Annotated in this window: 19 protein-coding genes, 1 tRNA gene and 1 riboswitch; of the genes, 1 reads left to right on the top strand and 19 read right to left on the bottom strand. The window is 37.5% G+C overall.

Annotated elements, in window-relative coordinates:
* Positions 1-10: 10 nt before the first annotated feature.
* Genes priA through U2P91_RS02420 form a run of 4 tightly spaced genes read right to left on the bottom strand, consistent with a single transcriptional unit; the run spans position 11 to position 4,250 of the window.
* Positions 11-2,404, bottom strand: coding sequence for a replication restart helicase PriA (priA, locus tag U2P91_RS02435; RefSeq protein WP_111886618.1), 2,394 nt, complete (start codon positions 2,402-2,404; stop codon positions 11-13).
* 12 nt (positions 2,405-2,416) lie between these two features.
* A complete protein-coding gene (rpoZ, locus tag U2P91_RS02430; protein WP_111886617.1) occupies positions 2,417-2,680 on the bottom strand; it encodes a DNA-directed RNA polymerase subunit omega in 264 nt (87 codons plus the stop codon).
* Between the two features lie 2 nt (positions 2,681-2,682).
* Positions 2,683-3,354: a guanylate kinase gene (gene gmk, locus U2P91_RS02425; RefSeq protein WP_204355449.1), complete on the bottom strand. Its 672-nt coding sequence runs from the start codon at positions 3,352-3,354 to the stop codon at positions 2,683-2,685.
* Between the two features lie 17 nt (positions 3,355-3,371).
* Positions 3,372-4,250 carry a YicC/YloC family endoribonuclease gene (locus U2P91_RS02420; RefSeq protein WP_322518985.1) on the bottom strand — a complete coding sequence of 293 codons (879 nt, stop codon included), beginning with the start codon at positions 4,248-4,250 and terminating at the stop codon, positions 3,372-3,374.
* A gap of 336 nt (positions 4,251-4,586) precedes the next feature.
* Between U2P91_RS02420 and U2P91_RS02415 the strand changes: the two genes are divergently transcribed.
* A complete protein-coding gene (locus U2P91_RS02415; protein ID WP_111886616.1) occupies positions 4,587-6,356 on the top strand; it encodes an Rqc2 family fibronectin-binding protein in 1,770 nt (589 codons plus the stop codon).
* A gap of 1 nt (position 6,357) precedes the next feature.
* Here the strand turns inward: U2P91_RS02415 and U2P91_RS02410 are convergent, their stop codons facing one another.
* The 15 genes from U2P91_RS02410 to hemZ form a co-directional block, all read right to left on the bottom strand.
* Positions 6,358-7,275, bottom strand: coding sequence for an RluA family pseudouridine synthase (locus U2P91_RS02410; RefSeq protein ID WP_111886615.1), 918 nt, complete (start codon positions 7,273-7,275; stop codon positions 6,358-6,360).
* Between the two features lie 21 nt (positions 7,276-7,296).
* Complete coding sequence (locus U2P91_RS02405) at positions 7,297-8,034, bottom strand: RNA-binding protein (protein WP_111886614.1); 738 nt, start codon at positions 8,032-8,034, stop codon at positions 7,297-7,299.
* 35 nt (positions 8,035-8,069) lie between these two features.
* Positions 8,070-8,339 (bottom strand): YggT family protein, encoded by a 270-nt coding sequence (locus U2P91_RS17940; protein WP_162624371.1) that lies wholly within the window; start codon positions 8,337-8,339, stop codon positions 8,070-8,072.
* 7 nt (positions 8,340-8,346) lie between these two features.
* Complete coding sequence (locus U2P91_RS02400; RefSeq protein WP_111886612.1) at positions 8,347-8,835, bottom strand: cell division protein SepF; 489 nt, start codon at positions 8,833-8,835, stop codon at positions 8,347-8,349.
* 14 nt (positions 8,836-8,849) lie between these two features.
* Positions 8,850-9,497 carry a YggS family pyridoxal phosphate-dependent enzyme gene (locus U2P91_RS02395; protein ID WP_111886611.1) on the bottom strand — a complete coding sequence of 216 codons (648 nt, stop codon included), beginning with the start codon at positions 9,495-9,497 and terminating at the stop codon, positions 8,850-8,852.
* Positions 9,498-9,510: 13 nt separating this feature from the next.
* The gene (locus U2P91_RS02390) at positions 9,511-10,632 is read right to left on the bottom strand and encodes a hypothetical protein (protein ID WP_111886610.1); all 1,122 of its coding nucleotides are present in this window, start codon (positions 10,630-10,632) and stop codon (positions 9,511-9,513) included.
* Positions 10,633-10,768: 136 nt separating this feature from the next.
* Positions 10,769-10,845, bottom strand: a tRNA-Pro gene (locus tag U2P91_RS02385).
* A 128-nt stretch (positions 10,846-10,973) separates the two neighbouring features.
* Positions 10,974-11,444, bottom strand: a complete 471-nt coding sequence (locus tag U2P91_RS02380) for a SoxR reducing system RseC family protein (protein ID WP_111886609.1) — start codon at positions 11,442-11,444, stop codon at positions 10,974-10,976.
* Entirely contained in the window at positions 11,444-13,213 is a 1,770-nt protein-coding gene (gene aspS, locus U2P91_RS02375) for an aspartate--tRNA ligase (RefSeq protein WP_111886608.1), read from the bottom strand. The genes U2P91_RS02380 and aspS overlap by 1 nt, the downstream gene beginning before the upstream one ends.
* A gap of 88 nt (positions 13,214-13,301) precedes the next feature.
* Positions 13,302-14,360 carry a glycosyl hydrolase family 18 protein gene (locus U2P91_RS02370; protein ID WP_162624370.1) on the bottom strand — a complete coding sequence of 353 codons (1,059 nt, stop codon included), beginning with the start codon at positions 14,358-14,360 and terminating at the stop codon, positions 13,302-13,304.
* A 15-nt stretch (positions 14,361-14,375) separates the two neighbouring features.
* Positions 14,376-16,235 carry a glycoside hydrolase gene (locus tag U2P91_RS02365; protein ID WP_111886606.1) on the bottom strand — a complete coding sequence of 620 codons (1,860 nt, stop codon included), beginning with the start codon at positions 16,233-16,235 and terminating at the stop codon, positions 14,376-14,378.
* 30 nt (positions 16,236-16,265) lie between these two features.
* On the bottom strand, positions 16,266-18,167 hold the full coding sequence (locus tag U2P91_RS02360; RefSeq protein WP_322518984.1) for a glycosyltransferase: 1,902 nt from the start codon (positions 18,165-18,167) through the stop codon (positions 16,266-16,268).
* A gap of 24 nt (positions 18,168-18,191) precedes the next feature.
* On the bottom strand, positions 18,192-20,873 hold the full coding sequence (locus U2P91_RS02355) for a polysaccharide deacetylase family protein (RefSeq protein ID WP_111886604.1): 2,682 nt from the start codon (positions 20,871-20,873) through the stop codon (positions 18,192-18,194).
* Positions 20,874-20,889: 16 nt separating this feature from the next.
* The gene (locus U2P91_RS02350; RefSeq protein ID WP_111886603.1) at positions 20,890-22,209 is read right to left on the bottom strand and encodes a nucleotide sugar dehydrogenase; all 1,320 of its coding nucleotides are present in this window, start codon (positions 22,207-22,209) and stop codon (positions 20,890-20,892) included.
* Positions 22,210-22,288: 79 nt separating this feature from the next.
* Positions 22,289-22,383: riboswitch (cyclic di-GMP riboswitch) on the bottom strand.
* Between the two features lie 176 nt (positions 22,384-22,559).
* Positions 22,560-24,011: a coproporphyrinogen dehydrogenase HemZ gene (gene hemZ / locus U2P91_RS02345; RefSeq protein WP_111886602.1), complete on the bottom strand. Its 1,452-nt coding sequence runs from the start codon at positions 24,009-24,011 to the stop codon at positions 22,560-22,562.
* Positions 24,012-24,015 lie beyond the last annotated feature (4 nt).

Raw genomic sequence — 24,015 nt, 5'->3', positions numbered from 1 at the left:
ATTGAGTCTTTTATAAATCTATATGAACAGATACCTTCGATTTTAACGCTTCTATTATACCAAGCTTAATGATTTTTGGCATTAAATTTTGAAAAACCTCTGCCTTTAATGTCTTGAGCACAATTTGATAGGTAATGTTTCCACCTTTAGTTGCTCCGACTCGCACCGGCTTGTAAACTGTATGCCCATCGCCAAACATTTTTAATTCATTTTTTATGGCAACGTACAACGAAAACGCATCGTTTTCCGCTTCTTTTTCATTCTTTTGAAAAACACTAAAACTAACCATGTTAACAATTGGCGGGTATTTCATCAGTTGACGATAGCGTATTTCACCCCGGTAAAACTCCTGGAAGTTTTCATTCTTGATGGAATAAATTGTTTCATTTTCAGGCTCATGGGTTTGAATCAGTCCCTTTGTTGTACCATCCATGGCTTTTACAAAAAAACGACTGTATGTCTGATAGACTGTTTCTGACGCCTGATAGTTCCCCTGATTAAGATCGCGATCAATCAAAACAGCGGCAGCAACACCAACATTGGTAAAATTAAAGTGTTTGATGATAACCTGGGTTCCAATTAATATATCGATCTCACCGTCGCTGATCGCCCGATTCATTTTTTTTATTTCAGTACGATTCATCGCCCCCTGGACAATTCCAATTCGCGCGTCTGGTAAAACTTTACTAAGATACTCTTCTAACTGATCGAGCCCAAAACCCATGTGTCTAATTTTTTCGCTGTTACATTTCGGACACTTTATTGGAACCGCTTTTTTGTAGCCGCAGTAATGACAATGCAATGAATGATCCTGATTGAAGTATTTTAAAGCGACGCCACATTGGGGGCATTTCTCAACATGGCCACAGTTACGGCATAAAACACTGTTGGCATAACCCTTATTATTAATAAATAAAACACCCATGCGTTTATGTAATAAGCTGGTTGTCAAATATTTAACCAGGGTTCGGCTTAAAATACCCATGTTTCCCTGGTGCATTTCCTTTTGCATATCAACAATTTCAATGGCCTGTCGAAGCTTCTGTTCGACACCAATTTGGATCTTGGCGATCTCATTTTTTTCGATTTGGTACCAAGTCGCCACCCGTGGCGTATCATCCGCGATAAGATAAGTTGCACCCATTAACGCACTCACTTTTTTAGCAATATCGGCGATATGAAACCGCGGTGTTGAGATACTGATATGTGACGGGTCGTGGTCATCATCAATAATGATCAGACCCAGATTTTGGTATGGTAAGAACAGGGCCGTTCGCACACCAATGACCACTTTAAGTTCCCCATCGCGTACTCGCCGATACAGATCTGTGCGTTCTTTTGGGGTGAGCTGCCCATGAAAAACCCCTACTAGGTCACCAAAGTACTTGTAAAACATTTCCATTCGCGAAAACGTCATATTGACTTCCGGAAAGATAACGACAGCCGACTTCCCGGATTTTAGCTGGTCTTCAATTGCTTTGAAAAACAGTCGATATTTGCTGGTCCCATCAAACACATGAAAAAAAACACCTGATTTCGCTTTCGTCAGTTCCAGGTACCGCTTGTAATTAAGCTGCTCATGAGCTGTTAAAACAACTGATCGTCTTTGCTTTTCAAATCGAGATGAATTGTGTGCGTTTTGATGAGGTGAAGCCTCATATTCAATCACATAATTTTTTAAGATCAATGGGTTTAGGCTTTTTTTAAATTGTGCCGATAGCATTTTTAGATCTGCTGCCATCATATCATTATTTTGCAGACTTTTTAGTAGTTCAAGTTGCTTTTTGCCCATCCTTTTATTGCTGTCAATGGCTTCGCGTCCAAGATCAGTTAGGTGATAGCTTATTTCTCCCACAGTTTCTGCGGCAGTGGGATCACTCAGAATTCTCCATCTTTTTTTTGCAGCGAGTATTTTTCTCTCAACCAACTCAACCAAAATAACTCGGTCTTCCGGTTTTACTTTTTTTTGTCGAAGGGTCTTTTGATCTTTTGGATAATAATGCTCCAAAAACCAATTTTCTTTCAAATTCAGGTCAAAACTGCCCAGGTTTTTGTAATAATAGGTCTCATCTTTAACTTGTATTGACATCGTAAAATAAGAAAGGGCTTCATAAAATAAAGAACAATAGGTGGTCTTCATCCAAAGACACAATTCTATTTGTTCTTTATTTAAAATTGGTTGACTATCAATAATTTCCGTAATTTCTTTGATTCTACCGGTAAAATTAGTTGTTTCTTTAATTGATATAATAAAACCTTCAACCCGCCGATTTCCGATCCCGAACTGTACAACAACACGTATTCCTGCTTCAATGACTGATTCTAGCTGTTGAGGAATACGATAGTCATAGGGATGATCGATACGTTTGTTGGTCTGGTTTAAAAAAACTTCGGCAATTTTCACAGTCAGTTAATCCTATTCTGCTAATAATGCTGTGTCCTGATTATCAGCGGCCTTTAAAGAACTCAAATCCTCATCCGGTTCATGAACTTTATGTACACAATGGATCATTTCTTCCGAAATCTCATTGGTTGCGATTGTAACCGGATTATCGATTTTTATTTTCACCAATGGCTCATCACCTTCTACTATTTCTCTCGCCCGTTTAGCTGTTGCCAATACTAATGAATATTTATTGTCCGCTAATTTAATTAAGTCATTTAATGCAGGATATCGCATTGTTACCTCCCAAGTATATCTTCAATTTTATTTTTTAGTCTCTCAGTTCGGCATTTTTCAGCCGTTATGATACTTTGTACCCGTTGTGCCGCATCGCCCAGATCATCGTTGATGACGATATAACTGTAATCATCGGCATTCTTCATTTCTTCATAGGCGCAATTTAAACGCATATCCATTTGTTCTTTACTTTCCGTTCCCCGCTCTTCAATTCGCCGTTTCAATTCCTGCATCGATGGCGGAACAATAAAAATGTAAATACCTTCTTTATAGTTGGTTCGAACCTTAGCTGCGCCTTGGATATCAATTTCCAGAATGACATCAAATCCAGATTCCAATAGATCTTCCACATAATCTTTAGGTGTTCCATAGTAGTTTTCATAAACTGTTGCGTATTCCAGATACTGTCCTTGCTTAATTCTTTCTTCAAAAGCGGCCTTAGAAATATAAAAATAATCTCGCCCATGCTTCTCACTGTTTCTTGGCTGTCTCGTGGTTTCAGAAATTGACAGCCTGAGATCTGGGTTCTTTCGACAAATAATTTTACATACACTACCCTTACCGGCGCAGGAGGGTCCTGATATTACAATGAGAATACCCTTTTCTCGTTCGAAAAAAGATTCTGTTAAATGTTCTTTTTTTAATTCCTGGTTTACTACTGGACAATCACTCATAGATTTATTTAACACCCCTACTCAATATTTTGTATTTGTTCTCTAATTTTTTCGATCTCACTTTTAACATCAACAACACTATTAGCAATCGCTAAATCGCTGGCTTTTGATCCAATGGTATTGATCTCACGGTTTACCTCCTGGATCAGAAAATCCAATTTTCTGCCAACCGGTTCAGTTTCTTCGACCATACCTTCCAACCGATCCAAATGGCTTTGCAGACGGGTTAATTCTTCGTCGATGTTTAACTTGTCGGTCATCACAGCGACCTCAGTTAATAAACGTTTTTCGTCTATTTCAACCGACTCGACGTAGGAAGATATTTTTTCCCGCAATTCACCTCTGTAGCGTTCCAGCATTTCCGGGCTTTTCTCTCTGATCTGTTTAACATAATTTTGAATAACAACACAGCGACTGACAACATCAGCTTTTAAGGCACTTCCTTCACGTTCACGACTGGCATCAACTTCTTCAAGGGCCTTTATTAAAATCGGCTGAATTTTTAGCCAGATGCTCTCATAGTCATCGATATCTTCTTCAATTATAATGACATCTGGAAATTTAGAAATTAAGGATAAACTCAGGTCATCCCCTATCATTGAATCAAGTCGACGAATTTCATTTAATACTGAAATGTAATTTTTAGCAAGATCACGATTAAAGACAATTCGACGATTCTTGATCCCGAATTCCGAATATTTTATAAATATCTCGATTCGTCCTCTGGCAATACTTTGCGAAACTGTATTTCGGATTTTTTCTTCGATTGGATTAAGGGTTTTGGGAATTTTAACAAAAAAATCTCTGAATCGATGATTAATTGTTTTTATTTCTATTGAACAATCAAATTCCTCATCACGATAATCTTTTCGCCCGAAGCCTGTCATACTTTTCATGATGTTTCTCCATTTCCATACACCTAGTAAATTTCAGCATATTTAAAAATCAAACTCATATCCTGGCCACTGCTTTTCTTGTAATTTATGCATTATTTAAACAAAAGATTATTAAACACTATGGCACAATTTTTATCATAGTTGTTTAATCAATACACTATATCTAATCCTTATAAAAATGTCAACGATTCCCTACTCATTAAACACTAAATAGATTTTGGTTACACTTTACTTAATCAATTCTTATTTCTTGATTTTAAAAACCCTTTTATATCGGTGAATAACATGATAAAATCATCCTATCACGATCTGACTACTTGAAAGGAGCATTTTTATATGGCTTATGATGGCGTAACCCTGTATCACTTAATCGAAGAATTTAAACCCCTCTTAATTGGAGGTCGAATACGAAAAATTTATCAACCGGAGCTCGATGAAATCCGGCTTTTAGTTAACCATGGAAATCAAAAACACCATCTCTTACTTTCTGCCAACACCGGCAATCCCCGCGCCTATTTGACAGAAAAAATGAAAGAAAACCCCAGTGCGCCGCCAAGTTTTTGCATGGTATTGAGGAAATATATTCTCAATGGTACTATTGTTGCGATTACCCAGCATGAAACTGATCGCGTCATGGAATTATCTATTTCATCCAAAAATGATTTCAATGAAACGGTTGTCCGAAAATTACTGGTTGAAATAATGGGTCGAAACAGCAATATTATCCTGGTTGATGAATCCATGAAAATTCTCGATTCGATGAAAAAAGTAGGTTCGACTTCCAGTCGTTACCGTCAAATTCTGCCGGGACGAGATTACGTTTATCCTCCGGAGAATAATCGCCATGGATTTACTGGAATTGACGAGAAACATTTTTATGAACTCTTAACCAATCATCGCAACTTGTCAGTAGAAAAATTTTTTATTCAGGCGTTTCTCGGTATCAGTCCCAACATCGCTAAAGAGATTGCCTTCCGCAGCGGTGTCGACCCCCATTCTAATGGATCCGATCTCACCAAAAAGCAAACGCAATTTTTATATGCAGGATTTGCTCAGGTTGTTAACGAAATAGAACAACACGCTGTCCCTGTGATTCTCTATCTGGGGCGGAAAATGGTCGATTTTTCGACCGTTGACCTCCACTATTTACGGGCCGATCATCGCAGTGAGACATATCCGTCTATTTCAAAAATGCTTGAAGCCTATTACTTTAAACGGGATAAAGCGCTACGCTTCAAAACTCGGGCGGCCAATCTTAGTCAGCAGCTTGATCTTCTGGTCAAAAAAAATATTAAAAAGCTGGCCAACCTCCAACAGGATGTGGAGGCCTCCCACAAAAGCGAAAAATTTAAACTTTACGGCGATTTAATCACCGCCAATATTTATGCCATCCAAAAAGGTCAGGAAATTGCGACTCTGATTAACTACTACGATCCCGACTGTCAAACCCTCGATATCCCGTTAAAAGTCAATCGTACCCCGGCTCAAAACGCCCAACACTACTATAAAAAGTACAACAAAAGCAAAATTGCACTAAAACATCTCGTTGGTTATATTTTAGAAACTGAAGAAAAAGTCTATTATTTGGAGAGCTTGGTCAACAGTTTAAACCAGTCCACTGAGTTAGCCGAACTGGATGAGATCCGCCATGAATTTCTCCATTCTGAATTTAACAAAAAGGCGCTTTCGAAAGAAGATAAGAAAAAACAGGTTCCTTCAAAACCCTTGCATTATATTTCATCCGAAGGCTTCCATATTTTTGTTGGTAAAAACAATTACCAGAATGATTTCATATCCACTAAAATGGGCAAAAACGAAGACTGTTGGCTTCATGTCAAAGATGCTCCTGGTTCCCATGTACTGATTGTGGCTGGTGGACGCTTCATCACTGAAAAGACACTACTGGAAGCTGGCAATTTGGCGGCATGGTATAGCAAGTCAAAAGGTTCAAGCAATGTCGCCGTTGATTACCTTGAGTTTAGGTACCTCAAAAAACCCAGTAAAGCCAAACCGGGCATGGTTATCTTTACCCATCAAAACACCATGTATGTAACTCCAACTCAGGAAGCTATTGAATCAATGGACGTTTTTGTCGATTCGGTTTAGCTTATTTTAGATTCTTTAATACCAATTTAAACGCTTCTGGAAGCGGTGTTCTAAAAACTAAACGTTCACCCGTTCGAGGATGTGTAAAACCCAGAGTATGAGCATGGAGACATTGACCTTCCGTCTTAAAGGGGTTGTTCTTGTCTCCCTTCCCGTACAATGGATCTCCTACCAACGGATGGCCGATTTTTTCCATGTGTACTCGGATTTGATGCGTCCGGCCGGTTTCCAGCTGAAAACGCAGGAGGGTATACTGGGCATACCGCTTAACAACTTCAAAATGCGTAATCGCTGATTTTGAGTTTTTTTCCACCACCGCCATTTTTATTCTGAGCTGTTGATGTCTGCCAATGGGCATGTCCACCGTACCGCGATGGGGCTTAACACTTCCTTTTACCAGACCGTAATAGCGTCTGAGGATACTATGCGCCTTAAGCTGCTCTGATAAGCTGTGGTGTGCTACATCATTTTTTGCGATCATCAATAAGCCAGAGGTATCCTTATCAATCCGGTGAATAATCCCCGGTCGCATTACCCCGTTAATATTCGATAAGTTCTTGGTGTGAAAAAGCAATCCGTTAACAAGGGTTCCACTGCTGTTTCCGGGAGCAGGGTGAACGACCATTCCCTGGGGCTTATTAACAATGATCACATCGTCATCTTCATAGATGATGTCAAGTGGTATGTCTTGAGCTTGCATATGACATGGGACCGGATCTGGAATCGTTAAGGTGATGTTTTCTCCTGATTTAACATGATAACTTGCTTTCTTTTTCTCTCCATTAACCAAGACATCTCCAGCCGTGATCAATCGCTTAATATATTCTCTTGAATAATCTCCTGGCAGCGCGCAGCAAAAATGATCCAGTCGCTGCTCTGTCTCTTCTGGTACGCAATATTCAATTCGCTGTTTAGTCATAAAGCACGCTCCCCTTTTTTATCATATGTATCGATCCACTTCTAAACGAATATTTCCTTTTTTAGTTCGCTCATCCATACTGATTATTTTCGCCTTACCTTTGCCGCGTAGTGAAAGAACATCGCCGGGGTTCAGTCGAAAATCATTTTTACTAATCTCTGTATAATTCACCCGCACCTTACCCTGCTTAATAAAAACAAGACTGTTCTGTCTGGAAAACCCCCATATTTTATTAATAATCCCATCAAGTCGGTTCGAAGCCACAACCACCGAGATCCGCTTGAAGTTCTTTTCAACGCTCTGGATCTGCTGATAATCTTTAATCTCTTTTTTTATTTCTCTACCTTTTACCTGATTGAAATTAATCCATAAAAAATCCCGTAGTCGTTGATGCGCAATGATCTGCACCTTCTCCTCGCCGACATCGATATCACCAATGCTCTCACGGGTTATTCCCAGATGCATGAGTTCCCCGAGCACATTACGATGATCTAAAGGGATTGTTTTATTAAACGCAATGGCAAAAATTGGCCATTCTAGGTCATCTGAGCATACATAATCCGGATAGATACAGAGCATTTTTCGTTCAGCATCCGGATGTCCTCCAAAAAATAGATAAGGGACACCACTTTTTTTAATGGTGTCCTCAATTTTCTTTTGAAAAACTTCATCATAAAAATCAAAGAATCGGGGTTCGAAATTTTTCTCACAGGCATCAATGATGCGTGATAATAAAAAAACATCTTTTTTTTCGGTCATAAGACATCCCTTCAACATTTACGTATGAATTTAATTTAAAATATAAGCATAATCAACATTTTATAAAGCGGAAACAACACCATTTGCAAGATTAGTATTGCTGCAAACGCCGACAAATCCAATGAGCCGATGACTGCAAATCGTCGCAACGGTGATAAAATAGGTTCGGTTAAACCATAAATCGTCTTAACGACAATATTATCCGGATTTGGTCTTATCCAACTAAAAACAATGTTAATAATAATTAGAAATGTTACCAATCTTAATAATAAGTAACCCGCCTGAATGAGAATCCCCTGAATCATAGACGTCCTATTCCATATCCTCATCCCACTCTAAAATAGGGGCATTGAAATCCAAATCATCTTGCTGAGGATTGGTCAAAACAGCGACAGCTTTAGGCGCTAAAATGAATACATTATCGGCTATTTTATTGATCGATCCATCTAATGCAAATAAAGCCCCACTTAAAAAATCAAATATTTTTCGTCCGTTTTCATAATCGGTATTTTTTAAATTCAGTACCACAGTCTTATTGTTGCGAATCTTATTACAAATACTTGGAGCATCTTTAAAAACCTCAGGCTCTAATACTAAAACTTCTGGCCCATCGTCAAGGGATAATTCATTTCGTCTTGAAGGAATCGTCTTTTTTGCCTTTGGCGCACTGAAGGCACTTTTCGAATCATCGGTGTCATCATCGTAAACATCTTCCTCATAAATTTCGTCATATCCATCCTCATTATCCACTTCCATGCCAAAAACCTTAATAATTTTATCCTTAAATTTTTCTGCTGCCATTGTATATCTCCTAACTAACTAAATATTTTGCGTCCAACTCGTATCATATTGGAGCCTTCTTCTATTGCAATGGTATAATCATCAGTCATTCCCATGGATAGGTAATTCATTTTAATTACCTCACCCCAAGATTCCTCTTTTATTCTATCATAAATTCGTTTTAATTCCATAAAAATCTCACGAATTTTTTCATTATTTTGGGTTAATGGTCCCATTGCCATCAGTCCTTTGACTCTGACAAACTGACAACTGGGTATCACTTCTAATACCGCATTTAGATTTTCAGCAAGAATTCCTGACTTACTGTCTTCCCGAGCCAAATTTAATTGGAGCAAAACGTCCGTAACAATGCCCTGCTTTTTACTTTCCTTTTCGATTACATTCACTAATTCAATTGAATCAACTGAATGGATCAAAAATGTTTTTCCAATCAGATACTTTACCTTATTTTTTTGCAAATGACCAATGAAATGCCATCGCGAACGATCCCCAATAACCTCATATTTTTTGAGGAAATCCTGAACCCTGCTTTCACCAAGGTCATGGATACCCGCATCCAGTACCGCCATGGTATCTTCGATACTTTGATATTTGGAAACAGCCACAAGGGTAACATGATCCGGTATCTCTGATTGTATTTGTTTAATATTTTCTGAAATCACAGTTTTCCCATCCTTATGGATAAATACTAATACGCATACCACTACTTAGCTTTGGATTATCCACCGTTTTAAGAATCGCGTTACCACCATTATATTTTTCTACCACAACTGGCAATGACTCATTGAAATACCCCTTAGTCACTGTGTTGATCATCGTTTCTTCATCTTTTTTATAAACAGCACTTTTGGGTATTTCATAGGCACTATAGTCCTGAATGTAGACCTCGGTTTTACCAATTACGACCTTTGCAAAATCATTGACGTAATCTTTAAGCATCAAAACGATGATTTTCTGATTTCCTTCCTCAACAACATCAACAAAATAGCCGGAGTATACTTTTTCTTCATATTCAAATCGAAGTTTTGGAAAATAGTAAAGCTGATCCACTCGTTTGATCAGAAAATCATAGTATTCCTGATTGATTCCACTGTCAGCCGTACCCATTAATTCAGTTTTAAAAGAAATGACTTCTTCTTCTCCCATAACTATTGTATCACTGGGCATGGAGAAGGCGACATAGATATGGTCGTTATTAACAACCTTCAAAACTTTTTCTGATTCCTGATCGACTTTACCGGCTGTTTTAAGGAATGTCGTATTAACATAAGGAAGCATGCTCTCGCTCAACGCTTTTTCAACGGGTTGTATCGATGTGTAGACATATCCACTTGACAACAGTCCCAATTGATTAAGGGCGATATTCCGGGCTTCTCCACCCAGTAATCCCACCAGAGTCTGCCGCTTTTGCTGAAGTGCCGATAAATCAAGTCCCATGTATTGGACCGATTCAATCAAAAACTTTTTCTTCTCCCGCTCAGTTTCTCCAATCTGATTAGTAATACTCGAAATCCCCTGATAATTCGACACGATATCACCAACAATCCGGCTCCAATTGTTATAATACTCTTCTTGAATAATTGTGTCAATCACTTCGATTTGTTCATTCAGATAGTTCGTATTTACAACCTTGGGTGTATTCGTCAACGGTTTGTATCCATTCGCCTTTTCGCCTTCAATAAGCGAAAGATCCGATCCCTGAAAATCATCGATCATCCGGTAATCAATATCTTTAAAAAAATACATCTCTGTTTTATATGATTCGGTATATTCTTTTCTCTCAAGCAATAAGCTCATATTACCTCGATAACTCGAAATAAAAATTATTGCTACAATAAAAAAAAAACGATGCCAACAACAATTTTCTTTAAAGAATTGACTCGTCTATTATTTTTTCTTTTAATTTGTCCCATATATTCACCTTAAATAGAAATGGTCTGAGTGAGAGGATTTGAACCTCCGGCCTCTTGACCCCCAGTCAAGCGCGCTACCAAGCTGCGCTACACCCAGACAGTAAATATATTATAATGATAAACGCAGGATTAATCAAGCTTTTTTTTATTTAATTCATTTAAACCGATTAAAATACATCAAAAATTAAGGGTATCGACGTTAATAAAACGTCGATACCCTTAAGGTTAATTTCCCATCCGCTTTTCCAGGGGTGTGGAAACAGTGTCAACTTTTTCAACAACAGCAATAATCACCGGCTGATATTTACTGCTGAATCGTCCCTGTCGATCAATCTGTCGAATCACCAGATAAGCAACAGCCGTCAGACAAATGCCAGTAAAAAATGAAGTCAGGACTTGATCCCATCCAAGATTTAAACTGCCCACCAAATAATACGCGCCACCACTCCCCAAAATAAAAGCAAGTAGCGGTATTCCATACATAATAAATGCCGCCACAAAAACATTGGCAAATTGCATCTCAACCTCAACGGTTTCACCGCTTTTTGCATGGATTGGGTTTTTGGCTGTTGTCAGCATAACCGATTGATCTTTACTGACATGACAGGCTCCGCAATCACCACAAGCCGAATTGCGTTTAATCTCAACTTCAGCCGTGCTACCCCGAAGCGTTTTTACGGTCCCTATTTCTTTCATTACAATTCATCCACACTGATACCCAAATCAATGAGTTGATCAAGACTCGCACTAGCTGGCGCATCCATCATCAGGCAACCATGATTTTGAGTTTTTGGAAAAGCGATGACGTCGCGGATGTTATCATTGTCAGTAAGCAGCATCACCAGACGATCCAACCCGAAAGCTAAACCACCATGAGGCGGTGTCCCATATTTAAGCGCCTCAAGCAAAAATCCAAATTGCTCCCATGCCGATTCCTGGGTAAAGCCAAGGGCTTTAAACACTTTTTCCTGAATATCCTGATTATGAATACGGATGCTTCCACCGCCCAGTTCAATCCCATTCACAACCATATCGTAGGCATCTGCCCGAACTTTCAAGAGATCTATTTCCAAATACTGCAAGTCTTCTTCTAAAGGCATGGTAAAGGGATGATGTTTCGCTGTGTAGCGGCCAGCTTCCGGATCGTATTCGAGCAGCGGAAAATCAGTTACCCAGAGAAAATTATATTGATCGCTTAAATCAAATTCCAATTTACGCGCCAGTTCCAGTCTTAGTTGGCCTAAGGCATTACAGACTATTTCATTGGTATCGGCAATAATGAAAACTAAATCCCCCGGTTTGGCATCGGTTTTCGCAAAAATCGCTGCTTTTTCTTCGTCTGAAATGAATTTCAGAATTGGTGATTTCATCTCGCCTTCAGATACATCAATCCAGGCCAGGCCTTTGGCCTTATAAATCTTTGCAAAATTTTCCAGTCCTTTAATGCCCTTTTTGCTCAATTTATCCTGGGCGCCTTTTGCATTAATAGCACGAACACTGCCGCCTTTTTTAACTGCGCCGGAAAAAACTTTAAATTCCGAGTTTTCCACGATTTCAGATAAATCAATCAGTTTTAAGTCAAATCGGGTGTCCGGTTTATCTGAACCATATTGATCCATGGCTTCCTGATAAGTCATCCTCAACATTGGTGTTTGGACCTCTACCCCTTTTACTTCCTTCATGATTTTAGCAATCATGCCTTCGTTAATCGCAATGATATCATCTTTATCAATAAAGGACATTTCCATATCAATTTGAGTAAACTCCGGCTGACGGTCCTGTCTTAAATCTTCGTCACGAAAGCATTTTGCAATTTGATAATAACGGTCAACTCCGGAAATCATTAAAATTTGTTTATAAAGTTGAGGTGACTGAGGCAAACCAAAAAATTTTCCTTTTTGTACCCGCGATGGCACCAGAAAATCTCTGGCTCCCTCAGGTGTCGGTTTGGCCAGTATTGGTGTTTCGACTTCCAGAAAACCTTTTTCATTTAAAAAATTTCTGGCAATGGCAGCCGCCTGATGTCGCGTTCTTAGTATTTTCTGGTATTTGGGTTTTCTCAGATCAAGGTAACGATATTTAAGTCGCACAGCTTCATTCGTCTGATCGTTGTCTTCGATATAAATCGGTGGTGTTTCTGATGAATCCAGAATTTTCAACTCCATAATTTCGACTTCAATTTCACCGGTCGGGATATTTTTGTTGACATTTTCCGGGCTTCGCAAGACTACCTTGCCTTTGACCGACAAGACATATTCATTTCTGACCTTTTCGGCAATCGCAAAGGCTTCTGGTCGTTCTTCGTTAACAACCAGTTGAATCTTTCCAGACCGGTCTCTTAAATCAATAAACAGTACCCCGCCGAGATTTCGGCGATTATCTGCCCAGCCAGCCAGTTCAACAACTTGATCGATATCACTTGCCGTTAACTCGCCACACATGGTATTTCTATAATAAGTATTCATTCTACCTCCGATAGCTTAAATTATTTTATCTTCTTAACCTTTATATTATAATGAAGATGTCGGGGTGATGTCAAGTGGGAAAAAGTAGTTACACTATTGTTGATATATTAACATTTCCTCCCAGTCGCCAAATTGATATTCCAAAAGTTCCGTTCTCCTCGATTGTTTTTATCCAGCCATTTAGCGTTATATCATCTGCAAACCATACTTCATGCAGGATATCACTTTTATCTGAATATTTATAATTCAAACTACCACTACCAGCATCTCTTTGGACATTTGATCCGGATTCATTAAGTAAGCTAAATGCTTGCTCTTCAGTCAATGCTGTAACTTTCCCATCTGAACTCCAGTCAAAGCCGCCTGTTGCCAAAGCAAAATTCTTATCACCTTGGATAGTTTTCATGTCTTTAATCAGGTTTTCGATAAATTCAAAATCTGCTTTAGGTCCAGGGTCATTGTGAGTCCCATGTAAGTTGTAGCACATCATTACATATTCAGGGCCTTCGGGAAATTCAGCTTTATCAAACGGAGTAGTTGGTTCTAATACTATCCTCAATTTTAAACCTTCATTTTCACATCGTGCATTCAATTCTATTATAAAGTCAATGAAAAGTGCCCATAAGTCATAATTCTTTCTAATTCTTTCGTAATCAATTTCTAAACCTTCATATCCATTTGCTTTAGCCAGGCTTATAATATCATCTATATGCTGATTTCTCGTTGTTTCATTTTTTAGCAGTTCTTCTAAAAGATTCTGATCTTTCAATGACGATTTCCCATTTGACAAGACTTTATCATTAACAATCGTCAGGTATTCTATTAATTCATTTTGATTTTTATCCAGGTTGATTTTTTTTTTCAATTCGTCAATTTCGTCTGGAAGTATCAATTGATTTGATTCATTAAAATATGCTGCAAAATAACAAACTTTGTTAATTCCCTTAGAATTGAGCAGTTCATTTTTTCCATTTTCTGCATCCCAATACACCATCCAGGCTAAAAGATCACTTCCTTCTTTTTCTTCCTTAATTAATTCCGGCTCTTTTTGCATAATAACCGATACTTCCTCACTCTTACTACAAGATATAAGAAAAAACGATATCACGATAATAAATGCAATACCAATACTTAGTTTTTTTTTCACATTCATCTCCCACATTTAAAGCGTTTTTATAAACCAGTTTATAATGCTGCTCCATGCTTTTTTGATTTCGGATAGCCATAATTCTGCTCCATGCATATTAGTTTCAAAAATAATTGTTCCATTCTCCGCACCGAAAACAGAACCATTCTCAGTAATCATAATTTTATCAAAAACGCCATCGTATACATCATCTGTTAAGTTTCGTTGGCTATATCCATACCCACCCCAAGCTGACTCGAGATAAAAGGCTCCATTTGCAGAGTTGTCAATCTTTATTTTATCAACAACCAGCTTATTATCAACTTTTACGGACAGTGTATCTTCATAAATTGAAATATCCAGCTGTCGTTTTCCATTTTCTCTAATATCTATCATCGGTTCGTAAGCCATAGAACCGTCTTCTACCGTACGTGCTTCCTCCTGCAATTTCCGATTCAACAGTTCCGTAACAGCTGTGGCTTCATTTACACTTGAAGCATATTGAATTTTTGTTTTTAAGGCTTCAATTTCAGCGTTCTTTTTATCTTCTTCAATCGATTGGATTTCAGTCCCGTCAATACCTTTTAGTTTAATGTCTGCTAAAATGGTCTCTGCATCATTCGATTTTTCTTTGAGAATGAGTTGATCATTTGTTATCTCTACCGATAATGCCGACGCCAAGTCATCATCCGCTCTGAGATATACTTTTTGAACACCAAATACATTCCCGAGTAAACTCATTGATACGTCAATGTTTCTAAAATTCTCACTATTATTCAAGCGCATCAGTCCGGTTCGTTCAGGAAGTGAGGTCAATATAATTTTTTCATCTAAAAATTCACTTGCACCACAAATTATTTCCCATTTCGATTTTTTATCGGCATTTCCTGAAACATAGTCAATGTCTTGCTGCGTATCATTTTGTATTTTCATTAAAAGATGATTTGTTGACCAATAAGATTGCGGTTGCAAACGAGTTAAATCATAAATCGAAGAATCTAAACTGTTGCAGGCATTACCCTCACGATTGTAATTCATATCGAACAACTCTTTAATCTTTTTCTCATTAATTATACTAACCTTGTCATTTGATGCAAATTGTCCTGTGTTAGAATGCATTAGAATGTATAACTTAGGTAACTCACCTGTTTCTTTAGTATAAATATTTGCCATTTTTTCGTAATCATTACTTACTCTTTCCGACATTTCTTCATAAGTTTCCGTTGGTATATCATATTCATCTCTTAAATAATCCATTAAATAATGATTGTAATCCCGTCCTAAATAGTATGATACGTTTGCAAACTCCAAGGAATCTAATTGACCTAGATAGTTATAGTAGCGGTCAAAAACATTGATATATTCCAATCGGTAGCCATTTGTTCCAAGTTCCCAAAATGTACTTTTTTCCATTTGAATTAGATCATCCGGTGATAGAAATTTAGGATCTCTTTTTTCGAATTTGTCGGCATAGGTAAGCATTGTTGCTTTAAAATTATACTTTTCCATAATTTCCTGAGCAAAAATTGCAGTATCACGTCGTCCATCTTCAAAAATCAGAAACAGAGCTTTCTCCGGCAATTCTTTGCCATTTTTGTAGTAATCCAACACATCCTGTTGACTAATCGTCACGTAACCTGTTTTATGCAACGATTCCAGATGCTGACTTAACAACTTTGTACTAATTAACGTATCATCACCAGTTTGATCAACACCAAAGTAGGAAATCGCAATAAAGCCGTGATCTCCATTAATGCTATTTTGTGAAGCATCCGCATACTTTTTTAAATTAAAGGTCGCGTTGATGATCAAGACAGAAACCCCAATTAAGACAATAGCTTGTATGATACTTCTGATAACTTTTCTTCTATTCTTATTTTGAACTAAATTTTTCATGTCTTCCCTAAACCATTCTATTATCCAGCATTATTGACTATCAGCAATATCTTCTGTTGATCTTTTTGCTTCTCTTTTTTCTCTTTGTTCATCTTTTTTTCTTTGTTCTTCAATATCTTGAGGGGTCATTCTTGTTCCCCAGGTTGATTTCCAGAAAGTAACCCAGGCAATCGGCATTTGCCATAGTAAAATTGCTTCATAATATAAACAAAACAACAAACCAAACACCCACGTTGTACTTTTTCTCATGAACAACTGCATCAAACTCATTAGTAAAGCCATCATTAGTAATCCGACGAAAAATGTTGTCGGAAAAACTCGCAAAACAAGTGGGATATAAATAAGATTATAAATCACGACAATAGGGGCGGCAATAGGAACAACTAACCCCATATAGAAAAAAACCGCCATAAATGGTTCCTTCTTCCAGATAAAAGAACCTGCAATCAATGACTCTCTCAGCCATGAGCGTTTCCAACGCATTTGTTGCTTTAAAAAGATATTATAGCGATTTGGTACAATTGTTGAACATACCGCACTGTCTTGATAACTTGTTCGATGATTTTGAAGCACAAAATTTGTCATACTACGATCATCCCCAAAAGTCGCTTTTTGTCCAAAAAATGTTTGATTTAACCATTGTTCTTTATTATCCAAAACGATTTTTTTTCGATAGCATGAAAGTGGGCCGGACAAACAGGTGACAGCATCGAAATATGCTTCTGCTGCTTTCATAATCCGAAAAGAAATGTAATATCGAACCGCTTGCATTTTTGTTAGTCCGTTTGTATAGGTGTTTGCAACATCTGTTCTTCCTGCAACACCACCCATTTTGGGGTCCTGGAACGGCTGCACAATATTGCGAATTGCGAACGGATCAAGAAAGCTGTCTGAATCTACAAATACAAGCAACTCATGCATGGCCCTCTCGGCACCCCAAGCTAAAGCATCACGCTTTCCTTTGTTTTCACTTTGAACTAGATATTTTAATCTATCTCTGGTTTGATACCGATTCGCTTCCTGATACAAGATTTCAACTATTTCTTTAATCTTTTCAACCGATTGATCATTTGAACAATCATCAACAATAATTACCTCAATTCTATCCGCAGGATAATCCTGATTAATGCAACTTAAAATACATCGTTGAATCCATTCTTCTTCATTAAAACACGGAACTATAATTGTGACACCCGGTGTGAATTCCGGATTAATAGGCACCTGTTTATACATAACCCCAAAAAGGTAACGGCTTAATAAAAAAACTGCTGCGATAATACTATATAAATAAAGTGCTTTATTAAATTTGAAATATATTACGCTTTCAGCACGCATCAATATGATAAAAATTGAAACCGCGAGCAGAAGCCCACTCGCAACAACCAGAGAATAACGATCCTTTTTTTTACTGGCATACTCACTCAATGTCTTATTAAACTCCATGCCGCAGATAATTTTGTTATCCGCAACAGCCCTTCTCCTTACCATCTTCGCCTTGATGTTAACTTTCATTTCATAGCCTTCTGGCATCGATCCCGGAATAATTTCGAATTTCAAAGCATACCATTCAAATTCTTCAATCCGCTTACTGTCTTCTTCCGTAAGTATAATTGATAATCCCGTAGAGGAAATATCTTCAACTTGACAATGAATTGTTTGTTTTTTTCGGCCACTTTTACCACAAACTAACAGTGCTTCAAAATCTACCTTGAAACGTGTTCCGGCCTTCTTTCCCTGAGATAATCGTTTTATGTCATTTCCATCTCCGAATATTTTTTCACCCCGTCGATCAACGTTCGATCTGATTTTTTCAACATCAGGTACATTAGAGAGTAACCTTCGATCGCCGTTCTCCGCTAATAAAACATCTTCAATATTTCTACTTTTTTTCTTTGAGAAAATCATGTAATTTTTTCCATTTCGATTATTCACTCCGCTTCTTTTGTTAAGTAATCATCACTCTTCATTCAGATAATCGCTCAATTTTGCGAACTCGTACCGTTCTTCTTCTGGTTTATTCGCATTTTCCGTGAGAAAAATATCCAGCCCTTCCGCTGTAAATCCGCTTTGATCATTCATATGTAGGATTACGATGCTTCCCGCACCAATCTCATAGGTTCCATTTCCATATTCTAATGTATTAAAAACCTCCTCAGCACTTGTACAGTCATAATCATGTACGGAAAAATCTCCACTGATGCTTTTTTTATAGCCACTTTCAAAAACAGTTTGTAAGCCTGTTTGCGATACAGCAAGTGTTGGTGGTCTAAAAAAGAGTTTCGGTTCAGCAATATCACCAACTATCATTGAAAGTGTTTTATAACTTCTGACAAGTTCATGTTGAAGGGTTTCTTTTTGTTTAAGGTCATCATCAATATCAATTAGCATATGAAAATAGTTATGACTGCAAATATCATGACCTTTCAGTGCCATTTCTCGCAGCAGATTAGGATTCGGACTGACTTGCTCTTCTTTTGGCAAATCTTCCTGATCGATATCAATATTCTTGGCGATAACGAAAAATGACGCCTCAACTTGATGTTTTTCTAAAACATCGAGAATTGACATAATTACTGGATCACCACCCCAATCATCAAACGTTAAATAAATGACGTTTTCGCTATTTTCATCAATTTTACCAGTTGTGTCAATACCGGTTGTATCGATAAAACCTTTCAGTTGCGAACCTGATACGCTTGGATTACCAATATAGTTTGAGTAAATCATTTGATCCGCAGTTTCTGAATCAATCTTATCAATCTCAACCGCTTCGCTTGGTGACTGAATTGAGTACAACCCTCTTGTACCAGTTTCAAAATTTTCATAGGTATTGATCATGTGAGATAAAGGTAGAATTTCAAAATTAATAGGAATTTGTCTTGTTTCAAATTTCGAATCTTCTTCCGTACTATCCACACAAACTGATACATAGCCGTTGAAAACATAATTCTCAGCAACCAGACTGACGAGTTCTCCTACCATTTCCGCGTTGTCATTAAATACAGTCGAATCCATGCGGAAATACGCGATATCACCACGCTTAAGCGATTTATAAACATAGACAGGCAAACATGTTTCTATGATTTCGTCAGCAGGCATCGTGGAAAAGGAGTTTCTAACCATCGAGACAGTATAAGTTATTAAATTGTATTCTTTTTCACCATTACTGATAACCGAAACGGCCTCTCTGATATTTCCTTCTGTATATCCATAGCCAGGCATATAATTGTTCGAATTAACCCCTATGCTTGTCAGCAGTAAATCGCATCTGTAGATTTCTTTGCAGACTTCTTCTACACTGAGATTTTGCAGATGTGAATCCTGAGTAACCCCGCCATTTCCTAATTCATGACCTTTTTCGATTATTCTAGCGATTCGACTCGGATACGCTTCAATTTCTTCAGCGGTGACAAAAAATGTTGCTTTGGCATTTCCCATATCCTCCAATTCCCCTAAAACATTATCAAGAACTACTTCATTACTGATGCCTCTAAATGTGAAAACGACTCCTTTTTCCGAGGTGTATAAATGACTGACGACTGGTGCTTTCTTTTGTTCGTTTTTTTCAATCATGGGTTTAAAATCAGGGTAGTCAATTTGATCTGTTTTGGAATCATTGTTTTTTTCTGGCAGCTTTGTTTGTGAACTCGATACTATCGGTAATCCTAAAAAGGCTGCAGTTTGACTTCCTTGTGATGAACCCTTACTTTCTTGAGAAGTTATTATCGCTGCTGTTGTTAAAGCGTCATCATCAACAAATACAGTTCTTACACCATTTTCTTTGAGAGCTTTCAACAACCATGTAATCATTTGAATCAGCTGCTCTTCCTCAGTGACACTCTCTTCTGTACTTTTTTTATCAAGTGTTTTCTTATCAATAGCGGGCTGAATAGGTTGATTTGACTTCCTATATTCGGATTCATCTAGTACATCATCCAGTTTTATTGAAACAATGGTTCCAGTTTTAATATTTCTTATATAGTTTGTCGTCATCTCGTATGATGAAAAACTTTGATAGCTAAGGTACTGATTCGATAAAACAACCTTATTCAAATTACTTGCATATGCTGATTCAAGGATTGAATCACCATAATGTGTTGTATTGCATTTCAGTAAAGTTGGAGTAATTCCCAATATGCTCTTCAAGACTAGGTTAGCCCTGCATAAATCTTCAATCTGTTCCTGCTGTGAAAGATTCATAATGTCTTTTGATCCGGAAAGTGTGTAGTTACCAACCATTTGATTATTTGTAACAATATTCTTCACAGCTTCACCATCTTCTGCAGCTTCTATTCCCGAAACAAAAAATGTTCCATTCATTTTATTTTCATTCAGTAAAACAATAATTTTATCCATTGTTTCCCGGTCTGAAAGACCGTCAAAGGTTAGTGCTATGACACCATTATTTGTTTCTGTACCTACTATAATGTCGGCTTTCTGACGATCATTGCTTAATCTGGTTAAAGCGTCATCAATCTCTTTTGAAGCATCATACTGAATTTTATTTACGATCATTTCACTTATCAGAGTACTTGAATCTTTAAAAAGAAAGTAAAATACTAAGGTAAGTAATAAGATCAGGAAAACTGCTACACTTATGATTTTAATCCCATTTCCAACATTTCGAAAGCTTTTCAAACTCAATCCCCTTTATCTACAGATTCCAATACTGAAAGCCAAAGTTTTCAGCCTCTTTTTTATTGAATATACTTTTTATATCAATCAATACTTTACCAGCAGTTTCAATTTTGCGATACATCTTTTTAACTTCATTCAGGGAAAGACACTTAAAATCATCATGTGCAACTGCGAAAACAATACAATCAGCATCACTTATCTGATCAACATCAACCAAACAACATTGATACTCTTTATATACTTCTTCCTTATCTGCAGTTGGATCGCATATCATTGGATTTAAATAATACCCTTTTAATAATTCAATAATATCCCATACTTTTGAGTTTCTTAAATCTTTGCAATTCTCTTTAAACGTAATACCTAAAACATAGATATTTGTCTCTTTGATACTAATATCCGCTTTAATTAATTGTCTAAATACTGCTTCAACAACAAACTTGCTCATATCATCATTGATTCTTCTTCCAGCAGATATAATTTGTGAATTATAGCCAAGTTTTTCTGCTTCATATATAAAATAATATGGATCTATGCCAATACAATGCCCCCCAACTAGGCCAGGGTAAAAATTCAGTGCATTCCATTTTGTGTTCATTGCTTTGATGACGTCCTCAGTATTTATATTCATATGATCAAAGATCATTGCTAATTCATTCATAAATGCAATATTTATATCTCTTTGTGCATTTTCAGCAATTTTAGCCGCTTCTGCTACCTTGATAGATTCAGCCTCAAAAATATCTGCTTCCACTACCAATCGATATACATTAGCAATTATTTGGCGCGTTTCAATATCTAATCCAGCAACAATTTTGGGTATGTTTTTTAGTCGATGTTGCTTATCTCCCGGGTTGATTCGTTCAGGCGAATAACCGACTGAAAAGTCAATTCCCGGAATCAAGCCTGATTCCTGTTGTAATATTGGTATACAGATATCTTCGGTAACTCCCGGATAAACTGTAGACTCAAAGACAATTATGGTATCTTTCTTCATATATCTACCAACCATTTTACTTGCCTCAATCACCGGATTTAGATCTGGCCTTTTATCTTGAAAAATTGGTGTTGGAACTGTAATAATAATGAATTTAGCATTTGCAATACATTTTTCGTCACATGTAAAATCTAATGCTGTCTTTTTTATTCGCTCATTTCCGACTTCATTTGTCGGGTCAATTCCGTTTTTATACTTGTCAATTTTAGTTTTATCAATATCAAAGCCGATAACATCAACCTTCTCCGAAAATCCAATCGCCAAGGGGATTCCTACGTAACCAAGGCCAACAACAAGAATTTTCTCCTTCTTTTGACAAATTTCCTCAAATATGCCCATAAATACCTCTTTCATATATTTGTAATAGACTTAAACTGCTGCAAATAACAATTGCGAACAAAAAAAAAGCTACCATAATTATGGTAGCTAGACTATCATAGTCGCACAATTACATGCGACTTTAGACTCTATGCTTTGCGTCTTCAACTTTCGTTAAGTTTGCCTTTACTTAATATCACACTATGCAATTCTTGGAGCAATTAATAATAGCATGAGCATTTACAAATTGTCAATATAATTTTGAATAATATTACAACTACATTACAAAATATCTTTTTCCGTTACTATTTAGGAAATTACAGCCTATTATTCTTTAACCGTTAGTAAACATCTTAATTTGTCAAACCCGTTTAAAGTGTTTGTTTATAAGCTTCACACTTCTTCTCCACAATCTCCTCAAACCGTTCATTATAAGTCCTCACGTCCTTAACCGTAAAGACCTTTCTGATATTATCGGTAACTGGATCATAGAGGTTTCCCGTTGCTCCGGCTCCGATACCGATAGTAGACTGGCATTCAGCCATCATCAGAATATTATAAATCCCTTCATGTCCCGGCTTTGCATACCCCGTATTCTCACTGTTATCTCTGGTGTATTTTAAACGATACAGATAATAGGGTTCAAAACCTTCACCACTTAAACGGCTCTTCACCGCCTGATAAAAGCCTTCACCATAGCCCTCTTTAACGACAATCCCGTTTTGATCTTTGATTCTGGAGCCCTTTTTAATCGATAGATTATGGATCGTTATATTTTCTGGTGCAAGTGCAATAACAGCGTCCAGTGATCGTAAAAAATCATCCGGTGTTTCATTTCCCAATCCCACAATCAGATCCATGTTCAAGGTTTTAAAGCCGAAGGATTTGACGAGTGCTACCTGTTTCTCGATCAGTCCGGCTTCCCATGGTCTTCCCACACTTTGCAACGTTTGCGGATTCATCGATTGGGGATTGAGACAAAGCCGCTCCACGCCATGATCTTTTGCAACCTTTAGCTTATCTCGGTTAATGGTTTCTGGTCGCCCTGCTTCTAAGGTATATTCTCTGAGATGGGATAAATCAAGGGATTCTTCCAACGATGACATCAGCGCATCCAACTGAATGGCGCTTAACACCGTCGGCGTTCCACCACCAATATATAAAGTATCAATCCGTAAATCTGAAGCGCTTAGTATTTCGCCAGTTTTTTTTATTTCAACAAGCAAATGATCAAAGTACTGTTCAAGATTTTCACCCTTTTTGTCGACGATCGTGGATACAAAGGAGCAATAATCGCATTTGGACGGACAAAGCGGAATCCCCACATATAGACTAATCAGGTGAGAATTTGCACACGCTTGTACAGCGGGAATAAAATCAGCTTGTTTTTTTGCAATCCGCATCAATAAGTCCGTGCGGTCACGACTGACCCGATAGTATTTTCTGAATCGATTGTTGATTTCTGTTGGACTCCACCCTTGTTTTACATACTTTTGCACCATTTTAACGGGTTTGATTCCTGTTAATGTTCCCCACTGCAGCTGCCTGTCAAAATACTCAGATAAAAAATCATAAAGAAACCCCTTGTAAATACTATTTTCAAGAGGATCATCACTGTTATTAACTTGAAAGGCCCGAGTTAATGTTTTTCCATCGTCCCATGTCAGGGTCAGAATGACTTGATTCCCCCGCTTTCTTTGAGATAATACACCATCAGCAGCTCCCGATACGACGTTTTTTACGCCTGGGTCAAAGGCCTGATATAATTCGTGGAAATAATACTCCAATTCCGGTCGTTCTAAATCAAAGCGAAGTACTCTCATCGGC

This window comes from Acetobacterium sp. K1/6 (genome assembly GCF_034438075.1).
Taxonomy (GTDB): Bacteria; Bacillota; Clostridia; order Eubacteriales; family Eubacteriaceae; genus Acetobacterium; species Acetobacterium carbinolicum.
The sequence above is the reverse complement of the archived record's forward strand: the minus strand, read 5'-3'. Positions and strand labels throughout refer to the sequence as shown.